Source organism: Bacillus sp. MMSF_3328, assembly GCF_030733525.1.
GTDB classification, from domain to species: domain Bacteria; phylum Bacillota; class Bacilli; order Bacillales; family Cytobacillaceae; genus Bacillus_AB; species Bacillus_AB infantis.
The window spans coordinates 375311-391678 of record NZ_JASHIV010000002.1; the positions used below are offsets into that span (position 1 = coordinate 375311).

Genomic DNA, 16368 nt, shown 5'->3' on the forward strand with positions numbered 1-16368 from the left:
TTTCCCCTCCTATTCAACATCCGGATCATAGCGTTCCATATCTTCTTCTGCATTTCTTTCAATATCTATGACTCTTGCAAGCGACAGCAGATTGAAGCTTCCGTCATGATGCCAGCCCGGCTTTGCCCTATTCATCTCCCCGACCGGGCAGATTCTGCTGATTCCGGCCTCACCGAGTTTGGCGCTTATATCCATTAGTCTATCAGGCAGGACCGCCAGCCCGCATGACTGCATATACTTTTTATAGGGCTGAAGATTGCCTATGCATCCTTCAAGTTCCTGGACAGAAAAAATATGAACAAATCTATTTAAGGGAGATGCTTCAAAACCGCTTCCTTCATGAAAAACCACTGTCCAGCCTGTATTCATTCCATCTTTATAAACTGCGGTTCTGCTGCCTTTCAGTTTTTCCAGTTCATATTTTCCCCTTGTTCTTTGGATTGACAGGTGCTCTTCTTCTGACAGGACGGACCGGCGCCGCTTTTTTTCGTACCGGGCAAGCTCTGAGCCGAGCAGCTGGGCGAAACGCCGGGGCTCAACCGTCCCTCCTTCTTCTATGTAAACGGATTGCGGAGAGAGACAGCCCTGCTGGTCATAGATGCAAATGTCTTCCGCAAGCCTGCGGGCTGTCCTCGCATACAGATCAGGAGTCAAAGCTTCTTTTCCGATCATGCTGATGCTGATTTTATGCCCGTATGCCAGAAGGCGCTTCCCTTCAGGAAGCCTCTTTTTAATGCTATTCACTGTTTTGTCTGATCCATATACAATAACAGCTTCGGCTGATTCAAGAGCCGGCGCTTCCATTTCGGAATTCCCGCCATGCCATGGAAGAACCGCTGCGGCCTCTGCAAGATTTTCATCTAATTCTGCCAGGGATTTCAGAAATAAAACCGGCAGGACGGGCTCAGAAAAAGAAGTTTTTCCAAGGTGTGCAGATTTCATGAGAAACCCCATGATCAGGCTCCATAGCTGGACACCAGGAACATTGCCTGAAAACACATGGAAAATCAGATCTGGCCCATAAGCCCGGCTGAGCCCGCCGGACTTTCTTGGCCGGAATTCATCCAGCATTCCCGGAGAATCAAATTCTTCTTCCAGGAAGCGCAAGAGCTCTTTTTTTCGGAATGTCCTCATATACCTTTTCAGCTCCAGCCGGATCATTTCACTGTCATAGCCGGTGACGGCAGGAAGAAGCTTTTCGGCTAACTTTCTCAGATGATAATCAGGATTCAGCCATAGCTGGACCGCTGCATCAATTGTGCTGACTATGCTTGAAACCGGCAAATCTTTGAGGTATTGGCTGCGTTTTTCCAGTACAGCTTCAATTGTATGTTTCATTTCTTCGCCGCTGAGTTCGGGATATCTAAGCGAGAAAGTTTCTCCTTCCGCGTTATAAATCTTCTCTTTTACAACAGCTGGCTTGATTGATGACGGCAAATGGAAGATATCGACTGTTTCCGCCATCTTACCGGCCGCCCTTTGAGAGAAGCTGGTCGGCTGCAATGGAGCAGCCTCTTGCCTCAGAACCCTTTACTCTCCCGAGCAGCCTGAATCCATGCTCCGTTTTCATACCAAGATCTTCCGTCAGGACGGCCAGGCAGGAATTCCAGTTCGCCAGGTCATAGTGGGCAAGCACTCCCGCCTCTCCTTTTTTTACCGGTTCAAAAGTGGCTGGGTCCAGCACTCTCGTCTTCAGCCAGACCGGCCCGCACTTATCGGTTATTGCCTGTTTTCCCGCAAACCTGGAATGAATATTCTGGTCATAGATCTGAGAGCTGAGCTCCGTCATGCCGTACATGTTTATCTGCAGATCCTTTTCTATTCCAAAGAAACGTACATAATGATCAGCCATTTCTTCCGGGCTTATTTCCTTTGCCTGGCCTTTGAACCCGCCGGTATCAAAGATCCTGCTGCCCTCATGCATTAAAAATGACTGATTATTTTCTTTCAAAAAATCAAAAAAATGAACATAAGCATATGTTGCCCCCATGATCAGTACAGGTTCTCCCCTTTCTGACATCATGCCGAGCGACTCTGCTGCTCTCTGAAAGTCAAGGTCTTCTCCATTGTGGAAGAAGCGGCTGTACTCATTGCCGTAATAAAAGACAGCATTGGTAAGGTAGCGGGAAAGGGAAGAGTTTTTGTTATACTCATCTGATGGTGACAGTACAAAAATGGCCATCTTTTCCCGGTCAGGCAGTACAAAGTTTTTGAAAGGGCCTTTCATGGAGAGATCCCACAAGGATAAATCCGGATGAAAGTTCTTACCCTTAGCATCAGGATTGGTCGTCCCGCTGGTCATAAAGACTGCCTCCGCCTCTTCAGCCGGTTCGCAGGTTAGTGTCAGATCTTTAAAACCATGAACCGGCATAGGGGGAATTTCTTCCCATGTGTGCACTGTAAAGGGAGTCTTCCTTTTAGCCTGGCAAAAATCTTTATATAATAAGTTATTCTCATACTGATAGCTGAAAAGTTTAAGCGCCAGTGTGCCAAACCTCTCATCAGAATCTTTCCCTGCTTCGATAAAATCTTTAATTTCCGCTATCAAACTGATCGATTCTTTTTTCATCACTTGCCGCTCCTTTCTTAAACAGATTTGGGAGATTGACTAAAGACAGCTGAAGAAAGATGCTAGTGAATGCTCCGATTAAGATGCTGTTCGTCAGGAATGTCCCTGCTATTCCTGACGCATTCACAGCATATGAAGGCAGTGATATGGCCAGCAGCATGGAAAGCCCGACAATCATATAGTTGATTTGAGTAGCTTCCGCCTTTGCCAGAATCGAGATCCCTGTGAACACCAGCGTTGCGGCAGCCGGCAGGAAGATTCCGCCGACAACCGGGGCCGGCGTCAGAGCCAGGAGTGCGCCCGCTTTAGGCACAAGCCCGAGCACCAGGAAGATGACAGCAGCAGCCTTGACCGGGTATCTTGAGCCAACCCCGGTCAAACGCAGCAGGCCGACATTCTGCGCATAAGCTGTCGTCGGAAATCCGCCGATCAACGCTGACACAAAAGAGCCCGCCGACTCTCCCGCAAAACCGCCGCGGATCCTTTTGGCTGTCAGCTCCGTTTTCAGCATCGCAGAGGACGCCTGATAAACGCCCATTGCCTCTATTACAGCCACAAGATACGCAATGAAAAAGGTCAGGAAGGCTGCCCATTCAAATGTAAGTCCATACGGAAGCAACTGTGGAAGGCCAAACCATGCACTTTCCTTGATCAAGGAAAAATCAGCTTTTCCCAGCGAAAAAGCAAGTGCATCGCCTGCAATCAAAGCAATCAAAAACGAAAAAGACTTCCAAAGGCCTTTTCCGAACAAAGAAAGGCCAAGGACAATCAAAGCTGTTGTTATCGACAGCAGCAGGGTTGATGGACTGGCAAACCCTTCATCACCCGGTGAGCCTCCCAGAAATTCATGCAAAGTGAACCCGGCAAGCGAGATCCCGACTAAGAAAATGACGGTCCCGGAGATGACTGGTGTGAACAGGGCCCTCAAGCGCCCAAGCACCCCGGTTATTGATAAAAGGAACACAATGGCGGCACTCACCAGGATGCCCCCGGTTGCTGCAGCAAGCCCATTCGCTTTCCCTGCAGAAATCATAATGCTATCAAAAGCAGCCGAGGGACCCTGAATGATCGGAAGTCTCACCAGTTTTGTTGCCTGTATAAAGGTGACGATTCCGGCTGCAATGAAGATGCTGTTCACCATATTAGCCGATAATGCAAATGGCAGTCCGATCATAGCTGCCACAAAGATGGGATCCAGCCAGACATTCGAGACAAAAACGTGCTGGAGCCCATATAAAACGGTTTTTCCCGGCGGAAGCTTTTCTTCCAATCCTATTAATATCTCATCCGTGCTGGATTCTGTTCTTCTTTCGTCCATCTTCATTCTCCTCATCCTTTAAATTGACCTGTTCAAAAACGGTGTCCGTTTTTTCTTCAGAATGGCCAAAATAATGATTCCCAGTAGGGCTCCGGCAGTCGAACTGAAGATAAAGAGCGGAATAAAGCCGAATAGTGCGGCCTTCTGCCCCATGATCATGGTGGCAAGCGGATATGAAAGGAGCGCACCGATGATGCCGGTGCCAATCACTTCCCCAGTAAAGGCCATCGACAGCTTTTTTGTCCTGCTGTAGAGAAGCGCTGCAAGCAGCGCACCTGCCATGCTCCCTGGAAAAGCAAATACTGAGCCGGTTCCCATCAGATTCCTGAGCAGCGATATACAGAACGCCTGTCCCACGGCGTAATAAGGGCCAAGCAATACGGCTGACAGCACATTCAGCAGATGCTGGACCGGGAATACTTTTGTAAAGCCAAGCGGAATATACAGCATGCTGCCTGACAGCGTTCCCACTGCAGCCATCATTGCAGCAGCAGTTAATCTTTGTGTTTTACCCATACAAAAATCCCTCCATGCTAATTTGCACTGAGGGAATGGAGGCGGAGGGATTAACAGGCCGGCTCTTTGCCAGCCGCAGCATAAAATCCCGCACTTCCCTCCGCCGGCATAACCCGGATCAGGTATAAGGGTCAGGGCCGGAAAAGGCCCACTCTCAGCCGAACTCCTCCGGCTCCCCCAGTGCTTTTATGTATTAACTTATCTTGGATATAAGGCTGTTTAGACCTTTAACGGCCTGGCTTAGAGTTTTTAAAATGAAGTGCCGGCCATTTTACCGTTAATTCCTGCTGGTATAGGAATCTATCAAGAAGGAACTGATGTAGGCTTCCAATCAATTTTACGATTACAGCTCTTTTGATCCCCACTAAAAAAGCCCGGTCCCCATATGAAAGAAGGACCAGGCTTTTGCACACATAAAAAAGTACTGTTGCTCATTCTACTTTCCTACGCTGGCATGATCCAGTTCAGGTCCAAAGGGTTAAAAAACATCGGTTTTCCTCTCAGCCCGCCTGTGCGGACACCCCTAGCAGTCACACAATATCCAATTAAGAATCATCATAACTTTGTTACTGTCAAAAGTAAAGACAATGTTTATTTCTTCCTGCGCCTGATCAAAAAGAAAGCTGCGCCAATAACAGCCGCCGCAATCAGCATATACACCACATTAGAATACATATCCAGATACCCCACTGCCGTTTCCCATGAATCACCAAAGGCCGCTCCAATATTTACAAGGATTGTATTCCAGATCAATGTGCCGATGACTGTAAATAGCAGAAACAGCGGAAAATTCATTTTTGCCATCCCGGCAGGAATGGAAATCAGGCTTCTTACCAGCGGGATCATCCGGCATATCAGAATTGTCCAATAACCGTAGCGGTCAAACCATCCAAAAGCTTTATCTAAATCAGCCTTTTTCAGGCGGAGTATGCCTCCCCACCTGTCTATCATTCTCTCAAACCTGTTTCGGCTCAGAAAAAGGCCCGCCCCGTAAAGCAAAGCAGCGCCCACTGTCGAGCCAAGGGTAGCCGCTGCAATCGTTCCAGTAACAGTAATATTTGTTTGTGCCGTCATGAAGCCGCCAAATGTCAATATAATTTCAGACGGGATAGGGGGAAAAATGTTCTCAAGCGCAATCAGCAGGAAAATTCCTGCATAGCCGAATTGTTCAATCACATCTTTAATCCAGTTCTCCATAATACCTCCCAAGACGAAAAAGCATATCAGTTAATTAACGTTAAATTCTGATTCCTCCCCTTCAGGAAAAGGAAATTCCCTATAAGTTCAGGCCATTCAGATGAAATTAGAATAACTCATCCTGAAAAATAATCAAACAATAACTTGCACAAGACCAAAAACAAGAACATTTGTTCTTGAACTGCATATGTTTTATGGAGACCCTTAATGAGGAGGATGTCCATGAAAGCTATCCCTGATGCTTTTGCCTGCATGGCACGTTATCTTATGGAGGATGAGGAAGCATCTGCAGAATTGTGGAATAAAGTACTCCTTGCTGCTAAAAGAAACGGGTTGGGAAATGACGAGGAAGCTATATTGCCTGCTGCTGTAGAATCATTAAGGGTACTGTTGAGGAAAATGAAATCATCCCAGCCTGCAAAAAGTCCTGCCGCTTATTTTTACGTTGTCATAGATCGCAAGCTAAAGCTGCTGAAGGTACATTTTTAATTTTGTTAAGAACTTACCTGAGCCGAAAAAAGATCCGCCAGTGATTAGGGGCGGATCTTCTCTTTTATGCGTAATTAAAATTGGGATGGAGGCGGTGTCTGTCCAGACGGCATTGTTCCATGAATATAAATCGGGCCTGGCGCCAAAATTGGTATCTGCCCCATCGGCTCCGGGTTTTCAATATATTCGAACTGCCCCTGTCCATCCATGCTCGGCCCTTTTGCCCATCGGCCTTCTGCACTGTCTGTCCCTTTTGAGCAGTTCATGAACGAATAAGATACTTCCTGCTTTTCCTGCTGGCGGTTGAATGTGCCAGGCACAACCTTGCCGTCCCGTGCTTCAAGCTCTGAGATTGCTGCGAGCCATTGGTTTTGGTGCATAGTGTCACGGGCAATCAGGAAAGACAGCATGTCCCTGACCCCGCGGTCTTCTGTCATTTCATAAAGACGGACCGCCTGAAGGCGTCCTTGTGATTCGGCATTAAGGTTCGCGCGGAAGTCAGCCAGCAGATTCCCGCTTGCCACTGTATAGCGGGCTGTCCAAGGATAGCCCATGCTGTCGTCCGGCTTCGCACCAAGACCGGAAACAATCGCGTGCTGCACGTTCATTCCGCCCATTGCAGCCCTGATGATTGGATCCTGTGCTGCTTCTTCCTGTTCTTTAACAGGCGCTTTATCAAGCAGCTGCGCAATCATTGTAGAAAGCATTTCGACATGTGCAATTTCCTCAGTTCCGATATCAAGCAGCATATCGCGGTATTTTTGGTCAGCCCGGCAATTCCATCCCTGGAAAAGGTATTGGATCATAACGCTGATTTCACCGAATTGCCCGCCAAGGATTTCCTGCAGCTTTCTCGCATAGACCGCATCCGGTTTTTCAGGCTTTGCATTGTATTGAAGTTCTTTTACATGGTAAAACATGCTGGTCACCTCTCTTGTCTTTTAGTATCAAGGATAGCTTTACCAATTGGCCGGGAAACATGCTTGCATTTTGACAAATCATACTCTGACATTCATTAAATTGGTACAGGAACAAATGAAATTTCCTGACATAAAGTATGAAGCGGCCTATATACATGGCAAGAAAAGTGAAAACGGAGGTGCCCGTCATGAATAACCGACTGCCTGTCCCTCATTTGTATGCACCTGTAATGAATTTAATTGACACCGAAAAAGCATTGAAAAATGTGAAAGACTGCTTCGAGAAAGAGCTCTCTGAAAGGCTGAACCTTACAAAGGTATCAGCGCCGCTGCTTCTTGAAAGCAGGACCGGCATCAATGATAATCTTAATGGGGTGGAGAGGATGGCCACAATTGAGGCCAAAGACCTCGCGGAAACTTTAGAAGTTGTCCAGTCACTGGCAAAGTGGAAAAGAATGGCCCTTGCCCGGTACGGTTTTTCAGAAGGAGAAGGCTTGTATACCGACATGCGGGCAATCAGAAAGGACGAAGAGCTCGATCAGCTGCATTCCATTTATGTAGACCAATGGGATTGGGAAAAGGTCATCCCGAAAAATAAAAGAAACAAGCAGACACTTAAGGCTGAAGTAGTTTCCATTTATGAAAGCATAAAGGAAACAGAAAAAAAGCTTTTCTATTCCTGCTCGCATTTGGTGCCAGTTTTGCCAGAACAAATAAGCTTTATTACGTCACAGCAACTAGAAGACATGTTTCCCGATCTCCCTGCAAAACAGCGTGAAGACAGGATAGCAGAAAAGCTTGGTGCCGTCTTCATCATGAATATCGGCGGCTCTCTGCTTTCAGGCAGCAAGCATGACAGCCGTTCCCCGGATTATGATGATTGGAACCTCAATGGCGATCTGATCTTCTGGTACGCACCGCTGAACAGAAGCATTGAAATTTCATCCATGGGAATACGGGTTGATGAAAAATCACTCAGAAGCCAGCTCAAGGAGTGCGGAAATGAGGAAAGACTTGAGCTTCCTTTCCACAAGGCACTCTTGGACGGCAAGCTTCCTTTCACAATCGGCGGAGGAATCGGCCAGTCAAGATTATGCATGTTCCTGCTAAAAAAAGCCCATATAGGCGAAGTTCAGGCATCCGTCTGGAACAGCAGGATCAGGAAAGAATGCCAGGATGCCAATATCCCTCTTTTATAAACGGTGACAGGCACCTATACCAGTCAGCCAACTGGTATAGGTGCCTGTCACTACTGCTATTTCAGCTTCAAACAATAAACCGGCTCTGGATGATGCCCTTCCTCTACCTCTCCGGTTGGGACGAAGCCGGCTTTTTCGTACATTTTTATCGCTTTGTCATTGTTATGGATCACAGTGATATAAATTTCACTGCACTCCATGGACTCTGCCATCTCCTCAATGACGGCCTTCAGGACGGGACCGCTGTATCCTTGGCCCTGATACTGATGGCCGATCATTAAACTGACCAATTCATACCACTCTGTTTCCTTCCTGAACCCATATGAAGCAAACCCGATCAAATTGCTGCCATCGTAAATAGCTATTGGCGTATACCCAAACACCTGGCAGGCGCCAAGGAAAAAGGCATTCGATCCGACCCACCTTTCATAAATCTGGATTCGTGTTTCCTGCACTTCATCTGATTTAAGATTGATTACATCAAAGAAGTTTTCTTCCGTTACTTCCGCAAGTCTGATATCCATCATATCCCCCATTGGTAACAGCACCATGTTATTAATTTACCTCTCCAAGCGTCTTATAAAGCTCCAATGATTCTTTAAGAAAAATCTTACAAAAGCCTGTCTTTTCGTAAATCCGTTCCGCCCATGCATCAAGCTCTTCATGCGGAGGGTCATATACCAGCCCATTTTCTGTGCTGAGAAAACTTTTCCAATCATAAAACTCCCAATGGGCAGTTTCACCTGTTATGGGAACGCGGCATTCCAAGAGCGGTATAGGGTGTATTTGGCGGCTTGAATGCCCCGCAGCTATCCAAAATTCATCCCTGTCGACCGGCTCCAGATGATACGTCTGCATTGACTGCTTCCCGCCCGGCCTATGATAGGTGATTTCTGCTGCATTGCCGCTGCTTTTAATCTCAATGCCTGCCGCCGGAAAATACCCTTTTTGCGGAACTGTCGTGTCTCTATCAATCAGTACCGGCTGCAGCCACTGGTCGCCAAGGTCGCATAAAAAGCGGCTGCCTTTATCATCCTCGGCTACAACGGCGGCATGCGCCTTTTCCGTATGCAAGCTACTGCCGACAGGATAGGCCCTGATTCCTTCTTTATCAAACTCATCAAGCAGCCACAGGGCAAGATCAAAGCAGTTTCCAGTGATCCCAAACTCCTCACGGTGCTCTTTCATCTGAGAAACTTCCCTCTGCCCTATTCCTTTATGGTGCAACCATAGCTTAGTAAGCGTCTCCATTGGAAAGCTGTCAAATCTTTTCCATACAGAAAAAATTCTTTCTGGTGCTTTCATCACGCCACTCTCCCCTAATTATCCGTTTGGTTAATTCGACAATCAATGAAGGATTTCCTTTTACATTCAAAATAAAAAAACCGGCTATTGGCCAGTTTCACTAAAACCATCGTTTTCTTCTTCATCCATCCCCATATTTTCTTCCTCCCCATCTTCCTGCAGAAGTTTCCCTATCCATTCAGGAATCTCTTCTCCTCCGTTCTTGTGAAACACTTCGGTTACATCCTTCTCTTCCAGCCGGGACATGATATCATGAATATCATTATGGTCTCCCAATACATTGCCGAATCCCTGATTATGTTTCTTCAGGCTGGTAAAGCCTGATGGAAAGCTGTTTCCGAAGTTGACGCATGAGGCATCCTCGATGGATCCTATGTGAATGCTGTTGATTTTAAACAAAGGAGAAAAATATCTCATCACAGTTCCTCCGTTCCCGTGGTGCTTTCCAGAGCATATGGAGTCTCTTTTCCGTTGACAAGGATACGAATGCGGGCATCATCGCTGTTTTTTTCTGCTGTTTTAGTCCCTCTTGCATTTCCTTTTTTCCCGGTCTGCGGCTTCTGTTTGTTTGCTGGTGTGTAAAAGCTGTTTCCGAGATTCATCATCCCGCTCAGGCTTTTAACATCAATCCTGTCGAGAAAATAAGAAAGCTGATCCAGCTGGAAACTCTCTATATTCACTTCATTTATCTCCAAGTGGTTGTTATGCCCGCTGGACTTTTCTTTTTCAAGCTCTTTCAAACGGCCCTCCATATCAGCAAGGCGGCCGTTCAATTTTCCCAGTATGGTAATAAGAGCTTTGTCATCCAATTGCATAAGAGTTCATCCTTTTTAGTGTCACATCTTCTGCTTTTGAAGGCATATGGTATAAGAGGCATAAAAACCGGGAGGGGCACGGATGAAAAAAATGATTGGACCAGCAAAAATCCATTTTGACGATATTTTCATCGGACAAATCACTGACAGCTCTGGCGTATTCATGGGCAGAAACAGACAGAAGAATTGGTCCTCCGATATAAATGGCACCTCAGGCTTTGGCTCTGTAGCGGGAGATCTCAATAAGATTTCGGGCAATCTCCACCTTGTCCAGACAGAAGGCAAAAAGGGAAAAGAAAGCTATAAATAGGCTAAGAACCCTCTTTGCTTCGTGCCACCCGTGTATAATTCCGGCTGATTTTATTCCCTTTTCCCGCCACTTTGCCAAATCCTTCTGAGATTTTACCGGTATGCTGCCAGTATACTGGTGTATTCTGTCCATAAAATATCCCGGAACTGTTTTGGATCTGATTCACTTTTATCGTTTTAAATCTGATATTGGCCAACATCCCACCTCATCTTCAAAGCCGCCTTTTTCATATTCTTATTTTGCCGGCAAGGAAAATATGACCTTCATCCTGTAAAGCTTTTTCAGGAAAAATAAAAAGCCCTAGGAAATGGCTTAAAGATCCTGACTGTCATGTTCTTGCCCTTGTTCTTCCTCACCTTCAATCCGGTAAAAGAAGGCATCCATAAAATCGCTGTCATCAACAATATTGACATTATAGGCTGAGACGTTCTGGCTTCCAGTCACCAACCCGAAGCCTGTATTATCCTTCCTGTTCACCTGCCATCCGGATTGTGTATTGTCTCCCGTAAAGATGCCGGAATTGGCCGCCATGGAGGTTATATTAATGTTATTGAATTTTATTGAGATATTCTGTAAAGCTGACTTCATCATTATATCTGGGAGACAGGCTGAGGATTGATGTTTTCCGGCTGGGCAATCGGCGTATCTGCAACATCCGGATCATTGACAAAACTGAAGTTGCCAAGAGAGGCAGCGTTGATATATACCCCGTTTCCAGTATTCAATTTCCCTTGAGCGTTCCAGTCCGGCTGGCTGTTCTGCCCCGTGGAAATGATGGAATTGGATGACATGCTAATAACATTAACCTGATTAAAAATAACCGAAACAGGCAATTCCATCCCTCCTTTCTGCTTGTAATGCCACTATATGCATGATTAGATCGGTTTGTGTGCCACGGGCACTCAGGCTTTTACAGAAGCTTCACCACGAATATTCGATTCTGCATCCAAATGATGTTATAATGGATGAAACGGCTCATAAGGGAAGGATGACCAATTTGATAACTTCTTACGAGAAAATTACCATTTCCGGAAACAAGTATGCCGAGGTCTTCCTGAATATAACAGAAGACAAACGATTCATTATATCCATCCCTTCCATCAGCTGGTCAGCTGAAATCAGCCAGCTGGATGAATTGAAAGAACAATTTAATCATCTCCAGTCGTCACTGAATTTTCATATGTTTGAAGGGAACACAGAAGAGCTTGCTGCCGCCATTATTAAAGAAGCAGAAAAACATATCTGATTCTCTTTTTCAAACCGCCTGGCAGAGTGACTCTGTTAGGTGTATAAACATCATAAAGCCCCTCGATCCTACCCTACATTCTCTTTTTTTGCTAAAAAACCCATAAAGAAAGCACGGAAGAGGATATCCGTGCTTTTTCATATTCCATTTTTTATCTGCTACGATTGCTAAAGAATAAAGCCCGGAACATAGCCCGGGCTTTACGCTATTTAATTTTCCTGATGCTCAACCTTGACACGCTTAATAAAGAATGAAGCAATCAATCCCAAGATGGCCACACAAATGGCAAATATAAAAGCATCCTGGATGCCTGCTGTCAATGATAGCGGCAGCAGAGAAGGATCCTGCGGGTTTGCAGCTTCTTCCATATAGCTCTTTTGGCCCGCTGTCATGATGGAAATCGCGACAGCCGTCCCAATCGCACCGGCAACCTGCTGAAGTGTATTCATGATAGCCGTTCCGTCTGGATAAAGTTCTGGCGGCAGTTCATTGAGGCCATTTGTCTGAGCCGGCATGAATACCATCGCAATACCAACCATCATGAAGATATGCAGCATTACAATATATCCGGCTGACGTATCATTTGTAATTCCGGAGAACGCAAACATGACGATTGTGACAATCACAAGACCGCCGCGGACCAGCCATGTGGGACCATATTTATCGAACAAGCGTCCCATTACAGGGGACAGGATTCCATTGACCACTCCTCCGGGCAGCAAAACCAGCCCAGCCGCAAATGTAGTCAGCAGAAGTGAATTCTGCAAGTAGAGAGGAAGCATGATCATTGAAGATAATATGACCATCATTGCGATCAGCACCATCAGCAGGCCTAAATTGAACATAGGGTATGAAAAGGTGCGAAGATTGATCATAGGCTGCTTCATCTTTGTCTGGCGGATACAGAAGAGAATCAAACCGACTACTCCAAGCACAAGAGCAAGGATAACTTTCGGGCTCCCCCATCCGCCTTCTCCTTCACCGGCACTGCTGAATCCGAATACGATTCCACCGAAACCGATCGTTGATAAAAGGATGGACAGCAGATCGATCTTTGGCTTGGTAGGGCTGGAAACATTCTGCATATAAAATAGTCCAAAAATAAGAGCAAGAACAAAGAACGGCAATGAGATCCAGAAAATCCAATGCCATGTCAGATTCTGCAGAATCAATCCTGATATCGTCGGTCCGATTGCAGGAGCGAACATAATGACCAGACCGATGATCCCCATCGCCCCTCCCCGCTTATGCGGTGGTATGATGACAAGAATTGTATTGAACATAAGCGGCAGCAGAAGCGCTGTTCCGATTGCCTGGATGACACGAGCGAGCATCAGGATGCTGAACACAGGCGCAATTGCTGCAATGAATGTTCCAATGATTGAGAATACAAGCGATACTGCAAATAGCTGCCTCGTCGTAAACCATTGCAGGAGCAATCCTGAAATCGGCACCAATATCCCAAGGGTCAATAAATACCCTGTTGTCAGCCATTGAACGGTAGCTGCATCCGTTTCAAAAATCACAATTAGATCCCTGATTGCCATATTCAGGGCGGTTTCACTGAACAGGCCGATAAATCCTGCTATCAGGAAAGAAATAATAATAGGAACCGCTTTGATATCCTTTAATGCATTCGGCGCGGCTGCGCCTTGGTTAGTACTTTGCACAATGATTCTCCTCTCAACTTCTGCGCTGCTTTACTGGACTCTGAATACATATGTAAAATGTTCAGCTATATTCCGCAGCGGCTTGCCATTTCCATAGGTGTTAGAAAGCATGACCGCCCCTTCAATCATAGAGCTCACAAGCAGGGCGAGCTCCTTCGACCTCTCCTCAGAAAATCCGGAAAGCAGCAGTTTTTCTTTGTACAGCGATTGCCATTCCTTGTAAGTTTCCTGACAGGCCTGCCGGATTGGCTCACTCGTCAGAGCCGTTTCCGAAGCAATCAGTCCGATGTGCAGGCCGCTATTTTCATGGCTCAGGGGCACATCAAAGTATGAAGCAATTTTTTCGGCATGATAGCGGAAGGCTGCTGCCGCATCTTCAGAAGATGCCAGCTCTTTCTTTATCATCGTTTTTATTTCATTTCCAACATGCTTAACAGCTTCCACTGCAATCTCCTCTTTGCCGCCTGGAAAATGATAATAAATTGACCCTTTGGGAGCCCCGCTTACCTCTATAATTTGATTCAATCCGGTGCCATTATACCCCTGGCACTTGAATAGATTCGATGCCGCACACAAAATTGACTCTCGTGTCTTTCGCTTACCCTCCAAATTCATTCTCCTTTCGGAAAAATTATAACAACCGGTCTAAATAAATTTATGGGAATTCATGAGGAAAGTCAACAAAACAAAACTGAAAAAGCACATTTTTTTGAATGTGCTCTGTTATATATGAGTTGGCCTGTTAAGTTTTTTCCTATCCTTTAATCCTGCAGACAGCAGATAGAACGCTACCAGCAGCAGAACATAAGCTGCAAGAGGGAAGATAATGATCCACTGGGAGTGGTAAAGGAAAGAACGCGACTGTCCGATAAGGCCTGACCACTCATTGGTTATTGATAAATAAATGGTAGGAAAATACTGCTTTTCCGTTCCGCCCAGGAATAAATTAAAGATTCCCAGCTGTCCGATGATGTGCAGAACCTGGATGCATTCATTTACAAAAATCGCCGAGAAATCAGCCCGCAATGATGGAATGATATGCTTGCGAGAAAGATGCGAACTATTGCCTCCAAGCGTCCTTGCTGCCTCCACATAAGCCATTTTTTTAAGCTCAAGCGTCTTATTGAAAATAACATTGTAAACCCCATTAATGCCAAGTATGGTCAATAGGGCCCCTTGTATAAGGGTAAGCTGAAGCGGTGAAAGCTTGGGTTCAATATTGATGCCGAGCATGATGAAATAGATGAAGATAAATATAGGGATCCCGCTGAACAAGGAAATGTTGTTTAGTACCCCTTTTTTTGTCCGGATCCCCTGAAAGATTCCTAACGCTGCACCAATCACCAGCCGCAGAAGGGCCACACCCAACACAGTAAAAATAGTATATTTAGCACCATGCAGCAGGAGGGTCAAGATGTCATAACCCCATTTATCCGTCCCAAAAGGATGCTGCGCAGAAGGCGGAAGAGGCGAACTTACTAATTTCCTGTTACCTTCTTCATCTATGATATGGTCGATCTTTTTTGATTCGTTTAAATCATAGGGTGCAATCTCAGGCCCGGCTAGTGCGGCCAGCAGGAAGAAGGCAAGCATCAATAAACCTGCGGCTAGTGGAAGATTCCTCCTTTTTTTCATCTCTGCAGCCCCCTTTCAATCAGCCATAATAATAGCTTTAAAGTATATAAAGAAACGAGATATAGTAAAAGAAGGCTTAACAAGCTAAAGATAACCAGATTATATTGATACCCAAATTGAATCTGCTGGACAAACAACAGCGCTGTGATTCCCCTTGTGTTATATAAGTATTCAATAATGAAAAGATTCCCAAGCATGATGCTTAAAATCTTGTGAAGATCTGCTTTCAAGAGAGGAAGCACATTTAGGAATACATGAAAGAGATAGATACTCCCCTTTCGTAAGCCCTTAGCTTTCGCAGCCAGTATGTAATCTTCTCCTTTAACTTCATGGCTCCGCTCTGACAAGGAGCGAAGCAGATAAAACAAGGGAATGATAACAAGAGTAAATATAGGCAGAAATATAGCCGGCTCACTCATGGAAGAAGAAGCCACCTTTACTGTCTTTATTCCGGTTTCTTTGTGCACAAATACCGTCAGCAGCTGCAAAAGCAGAACAAGAATAAAATCAGGGAGCATTCCAGTGAAACCGAGAACCGCATTCAGCAACCTGCCTCCTTTTTTCCATAAAAACACACCAAATAAAACGGACAGAATGACAGCAATCACCGCACTTACAGTCAGATAGAGAAAGGAAGACAGCCAATATGGGATCAAATCCTCAAGGAGCGGCCTTTCCCGCTCTCCCTGCAAATATAGCCAGGATTCCCCTGACTTCAGCCCTTGAATAAAATCCCTGATTTCGTCAATCATCGGGATGATACTGAATACCACCTTCGCATCTCCATTATGGAACCCGAGAGGAAGCACTGCCAGAATTAAAATGAGCACCACACTCGTCAGGCTACGAAAAATAGTCGCCATAAGTACTCCTTCCTATGTATAAAGTCGGTTTCTATTATATATCAAGGGAGGATGCGGCAGGAGGAAATTTAGGAAGGTTAAAAGATTAAGCGGGTACATAGGGAATCAGGGCTGCAGTGCACTGAGGAACAATATTTTTGCTTGATATGCTGAAGCGATTGCCTTATGTAATTCACTTGAAGCACTAATTGTTTTTTCGTAGTCTGAGTGACTCATGTCTGCTTCTTGAGTCACTCTGTTCAGCTTTCACCCCCATCAGAGTGACTCATCTTCCCCTTGAGGCACTCTGTGCTGCTTTCACCACCTTCAGACTGAC

At 45.7% G+C, this 16368-nt stretch carries 21 protein-coding genes and 2 riboswitches; of the genes, 4 read left to right on the top strand and 17 right to left on the bottom strand.

Annotated elements, in window-relative coordinates; genetic code table 11:
* Positions 1-9: 9 nt before the first annotated feature.
* The 5 genes from RBB45_RS05585 to RBB45_RS05605 all read right to left on the bottom strand — a co-directional run bounded on the left by RBB45_RS05585 (position 10) and on the right by RBB45_RS05605 (position 5600).
* A complete protein-coding gene (locus RBB45_RS05585) occupies positions 10-1503 on the bottom strand; it encodes an acyl-CoA reductase (protein ID WP_306009219.1) in 1494 nt (497 codons plus the stop codon).
* Complete coding sequence (locus tag RBB45_RS05590; protein WP_306009220.1) at positions 1466-2569, bottom strand: LuxE/PaaK family acyltransferase; 1104 nt, start codon at positions 2567-2569, stop codon at positions 1466-1468. Before RBB45_RS05590 ends, RBB45_RS05585 begins: the two co-directional genes overlap by 38 nt.
* Entirely contained in the window at positions 2532-3887 is a 1356-nt protein-coding gene (locus tag RBB45_RS05595) for a solute carrier family 23 protein (protein ID WP_253617198.1), read from the bottom strand. The genes RBB45_RS05590 and RBB45_RS05595 overlap by 38 nt, the downstream gene beginning before the upstream one ends.
* Before the next feature lie 18 nt (positions 3888-3905).
* Entirely contained in the window at positions 3906-4403 is a 498-nt protein-coding gene (gene thiW / locus RBB45_RS05600) for an energy coupling factor transporter S component ThiW (RefSeq protein WP_306009221.1), read from the bottom strand.
* Between the two features lie 78 nt (positions 4404-4481).
* Positions 4482-4592, bottom strand: a riboswitch (TPP riboswitch).
* Positions 4593-4827: 235 nt separating this feature from the next.
* Positions 4828-4938, bottom strand: a riboswitch (TPP riboswitch).
* Between the two features lie 56 nt (positions 4939-4994).
* Positions 4995-5600 carry a DedA family protein gene (locus RBB45_RS05605; RefSeq protein WP_253617200.1) on the bottom strand — a complete coding sequence of 202 codons (606 nt, stop codon included), beginning with the start codon at positions 5598-5600 and terminating at the stop codon, positions 4995-4997.
* Between the two features lie 222 nt (positions 5601-5822).
* On the opposite strand from RBB45_RS05605, the gene RBB45_RS05610 reads away from it, so the two are divergent.
* On the top strand, positions 5823-6089 hold the full coding sequence (locus tag RBB45_RS05610) for a hypothetical protein (RefSeq protein ID WP_306009222.1): 267 nt from the start codon (positions 5823-5825) through the stop codon (positions 6087-6089).
* A gap of 74 nt (positions 6090-6163) precedes the next feature.
* On the opposite strand, the gene RBB45_RS05615 is transcribed toward RBB45_RS05610, so the two are convergent.
* On the bottom strand, positions 6164-7009 hold the full coding sequence (locus RBB45_RS05615) for a manganese catalase (protein ID WP_094767729.1): 846 nt from the start codon (positions 7007-7009) through the stop codon (positions 6164-6166).
* 215 nt (positions 7010-7224) lie between these two features.
* On the opposite strand from RBB45_RS05615, the gene asnA reads away from it, so the two are divergent.
* The gene (gene asnA, locus RBB45_RS05620; RefSeq protein WP_219620051.1) at positions 7225-8208 is read left to right on the top strand and encodes an aspartate--ammonia ligase; all 984 of its coding nucleotides are present in this window, start codon (positions 7225-7227) and stop codon (positions 8206-8208) included.
* Between the two features lie 56 nt (positions 8209-8264).
* Here the strand turns inward: asnA and RBB45_RS05625 are convergent, their stop codons facing one another.
* From RBB45_RS05625 to RBB45_RS05640, 4 genes are all read right to left on the bottom strand, one after another.
* Complete coding sequence (locus tag RBB45_RS05625) at positions 8265-8735, bottom strand: GNAT family N-acetyltransferase (protein WP_306009223.1); 471 nt, start codon at positions 8733-8735, stop codon at positions 8265-8267.
* A 28-nt stretch (positions 8736-8763) separates the two neighbouring features.
* Complete coding sequence (locus tag RBB45_RS05630) at positions 8764-9513, bottom strand: hypothetical protein (RefSeq protein ID WP_306009224.1); 750 nt, start codon at positions 9511-9513, stop codon at positions 8764-8766.
* Between the two features lie 84 nt (positions 9514-9597).
* Positions 9598-9930 carry a hypothetical protein gene (locus RBB45_RS05635; protein ID WP_009793272.1) on the bottom strand — a complete coding sequence of 111 codons (333 nt, stop codon included), beginning with the start codon at positions 9928-9930 and terminating at the stop codon, positions 9598-9600.
* Positions 9930-10328, bottom strand: a complete 399-nt coding sequence (locus RBB45_RS05640) for a hypothetical protein (protein WP_306009225.1) — start codon at positions 10326-10328, stop codon at positions 9930-9932. The genes RBB45_RS05635 and RBB45_RS05640 overlap by 1 nt, the downstream gene beginning before the upstream one ends.
* 82 nt (positions 10329-10410) lie before the next feature.
* Between RBB45_RS05640 and RBB45_RS05645 the strand changes: the two genes are divergently transcribed.
* A complete protein-coding gene (locus tag RBB45_RS05645) occupies positions 10411-10638 on the top strand; it encodes a hypothetical protein (protein ID WP_009793270.1) in 228 nt (75 codons plus the stop codon).
* A 1-nt stretch (position 10639) separates the two neighbouring features.
* Here RBB45_RS05645 and RBB45_RS05650 read toward each other — a convergent pair whose 3' ends face one another.
* The 3 genes from RBB45_RS05650 to RBB45_RS05660 form a co-directional block, all read right to left on the bottom strand.
* The gene (locus RBB45_RS05650; RefSeq protein WP_009793269.1) at positions 10640-10837 is read right to left on the bottom strand and encodes a hypothetical protein; all 198 of its coding nucleotides are present in this window, start codon (positions 10835-10837) and stop codon (positions 10640-10642) included.
* Positions 10838-10950: 113 nt separating this feature from the next.
* Positions 10951-11229: a hypothetical protein gene (locus tag RBB45_RS05655; RefSeq protein WP_253617210.1), complete on the bottom strand. Its 279-nt coding sequence runs from the start codon at positions 11227-11229 to the stop codon at positions 10951-10953.
* A complete protein-coding gene (locus tag RBB45_RS05660; RefSeq protein WP_009793267.1) occupies positions 11229-11477 on the bottom strand; it encodes a hypothetical protein in 249 nt (82 codons plus the stop codon). Before RBB45_RS05660 ends, RBB45_RS05655 begins: the two co-directional genes overlap by 1 nt.
* Positions 11478-11635: 158 nt before the next feature.
* Here RBB45_RS05660 and RBB45_RS05665 point away from each other — a divergent pair, with 158 nt between their 5' ends.
* Positions 11636-11884 carry a YueH family protein gene (locus RBB45_RS05665; RefSeq protein ID WP_101548457.1) on the top strand — a complete coding sequence of 83 codons (249 nt, stop codon included), beginning with the start codon at positions 11636-11638 and terminating at the stop codon, positions 11882-11884.
* A gap of 209 nt (positions 11885-12093) precedes the next feature.
* Here the strand turns inward: RBB45_RS05665 and RBB45_RS05670 are convergent, their stop codons facing one another.
* The 4 genes from RBB45_RS05670 to RBB45_RS05685 all read right to left on the bottom strand — a co-directional run bounded on the left by RBB45_RS05670 (position 12094) and on the right by RBB45_RS05685 (position 16052).
* Positions 12094-13554, bottom strand: a complete 1461-nt coding sequence (locus tag RBB45_RS05670) for a DHA2 family efflux MFS transporter permease subunit (protein WP_371931552.1) — start codon at positions 13552-13554, stop codon at positions 12094-12096.
* A gap of 30 nt (positions 13555-13584) precedes the next feature.
* Positions 13585-14163: a TetR/AcrR family transcriptional regulator gene (locus RBB45_RS05675; protein WP_224950674.1), complete on the bottom strand. Its 579-nt coding sequence runs from the start codon at positions 14161-14163 to the stop codon at positions 13585-13587.
* Positions 14164-14277: 114 nt separating this feature from the next.
* Positions 14278-15189 (bottom strand): ABC transporter permease, encoded by a 912-nt coding sequence (locus RBB45_RS05680; RefSeq protein ID WP_306009226.1) that lies wholly within the window; start codon positions 15187-15189, stop codon positions 14278-14280.
* A complete protein-coding gene (locus tag RBB45_RS05685) occupies positions 15186-16052 on the bottom strand; it encodes an ABC transporter permease subunit (RefSeq protein WP_306009227.1) in 867 nt (288 codons plus the stop codon). The genes RBB45_RS05680 and RBB45_RS05685 overlap by 4 nt, the downstream gene beginning before the upstream one ends.
* Between the last annotated feature and the right edge of the window lie 316 nt (positions 16053-16368).

Bases quoted from the DNA above. Each gene is read 5' to 3' on its own strand.
- RBB45_RS05590 (WP_306009220.1), bottom strand. From the start codon at position 2,569: ATGAAAAAAGAATCGATCAGTTTGATAGCGGAAATTAAAGATTTTATC.
- RBB45_RS05595 (WP_253617198.1), bottom strand. From the start codon at position 3,887: ATGGACGAAAGAAGAACAGAATCCAGCACGGATGAGATATTAATAGGA.
- thiW (WP_306009221.1), bottom strand. From the start codon at position 4,403: ATGGGTAAAACACAAAGATTAACTGCTGCTGCAATGATGGCTGCAGTG.
- RBB45_RS05605 (WP_253617200.1), bottom strand. From the start codon at position 5,600: ATGGAGAACTGGATTAAAGATGTGATTGAACAATTCGGCTATGCAGGA.
- RBB45_RS05610 (WP_306009222.1), top strand. From the start codon at position 5,823: ATGAAAGCTATCCCTGATGCTTTTGCCTGCATGGCACGTTATCTTATG.
- RBB45_RS05615 (WP_094767729.1), bottom strand. From the start codon at position 7,009: ATGTTTTACCATGTAAAAGAACTTCAATACAATGCAAAGCCTGAAAAA.
- RBB45_RS05625 (WP_306009223.1), bottom strand. From the start codon at position 8,735: ATGATGGATATCAGACTTGCGGAAGTAACGGAAGAAAACTTCTTTGAT.
- RBB45_RS05630 (WP_306009224.1), bottom strand. From the start codon at position 9,513: ATGAAAGCACCAGAAAGAATTTTTTCTGTATGGAAAAGATTTGACAGC.
- RBB45_RS05635 (WP_009793272.1), bottom strand. From the start codon at position 9,930: ATGAGATATTTTTCTCCTTTGTTTAAAATCAACAGCATTCACATAGGA.
- RBB45_RS05640 (WP_306009225.1), bottom strand. From the start codon at position 10,328: ATGCAATTGGATGACAAAGCTCTTATTACCATACTGGGAAAATTGAAC.
- RBB45_RS05645 (WP_009793270.1), top strand. From the start codon at position 10,411: ATGAAAAAAATGATTGGACCAGCAAAAATCCATTTTGACGATATTTTC.
- RBB45_RS05650 (WP_009793269.1), bottom strand. From the start codon at position 10,837: ATGTTGGCCAATATCAGATTTAAAACGATAAAAGTGAATCAGATCCAA.
- RBB45_RS05655 (WP_253617210.1), bottom strand. From the start codon at position 11,229: ATGATGAAGTCAGCTTTACAGAATATCTCAATAAAATTCAATAACATT.
- RBB45_RS05660 (WP_009793267.1), bottom strand. From the start codon at position 11,477: ATGGAATTGCCTGTTTCGGTTATTTTTAATCAGGTTAATGTTATTAGC.
- RBB45_RS05680 (WP_306009226.1), bottom strand. From the start codon at position 15,189: ATGAAAAAAAGGAGGAATCTTCCACTAGCCGCAGGTTTATTGATGCTT.
- RBB45_RS05685 (WP_306009227.1), bottom strand. From the start codon at position 16,052: ATGGCGACTATTTTTCGTAGCCTGACGAGTGTGGTGCTCATTTTAATT.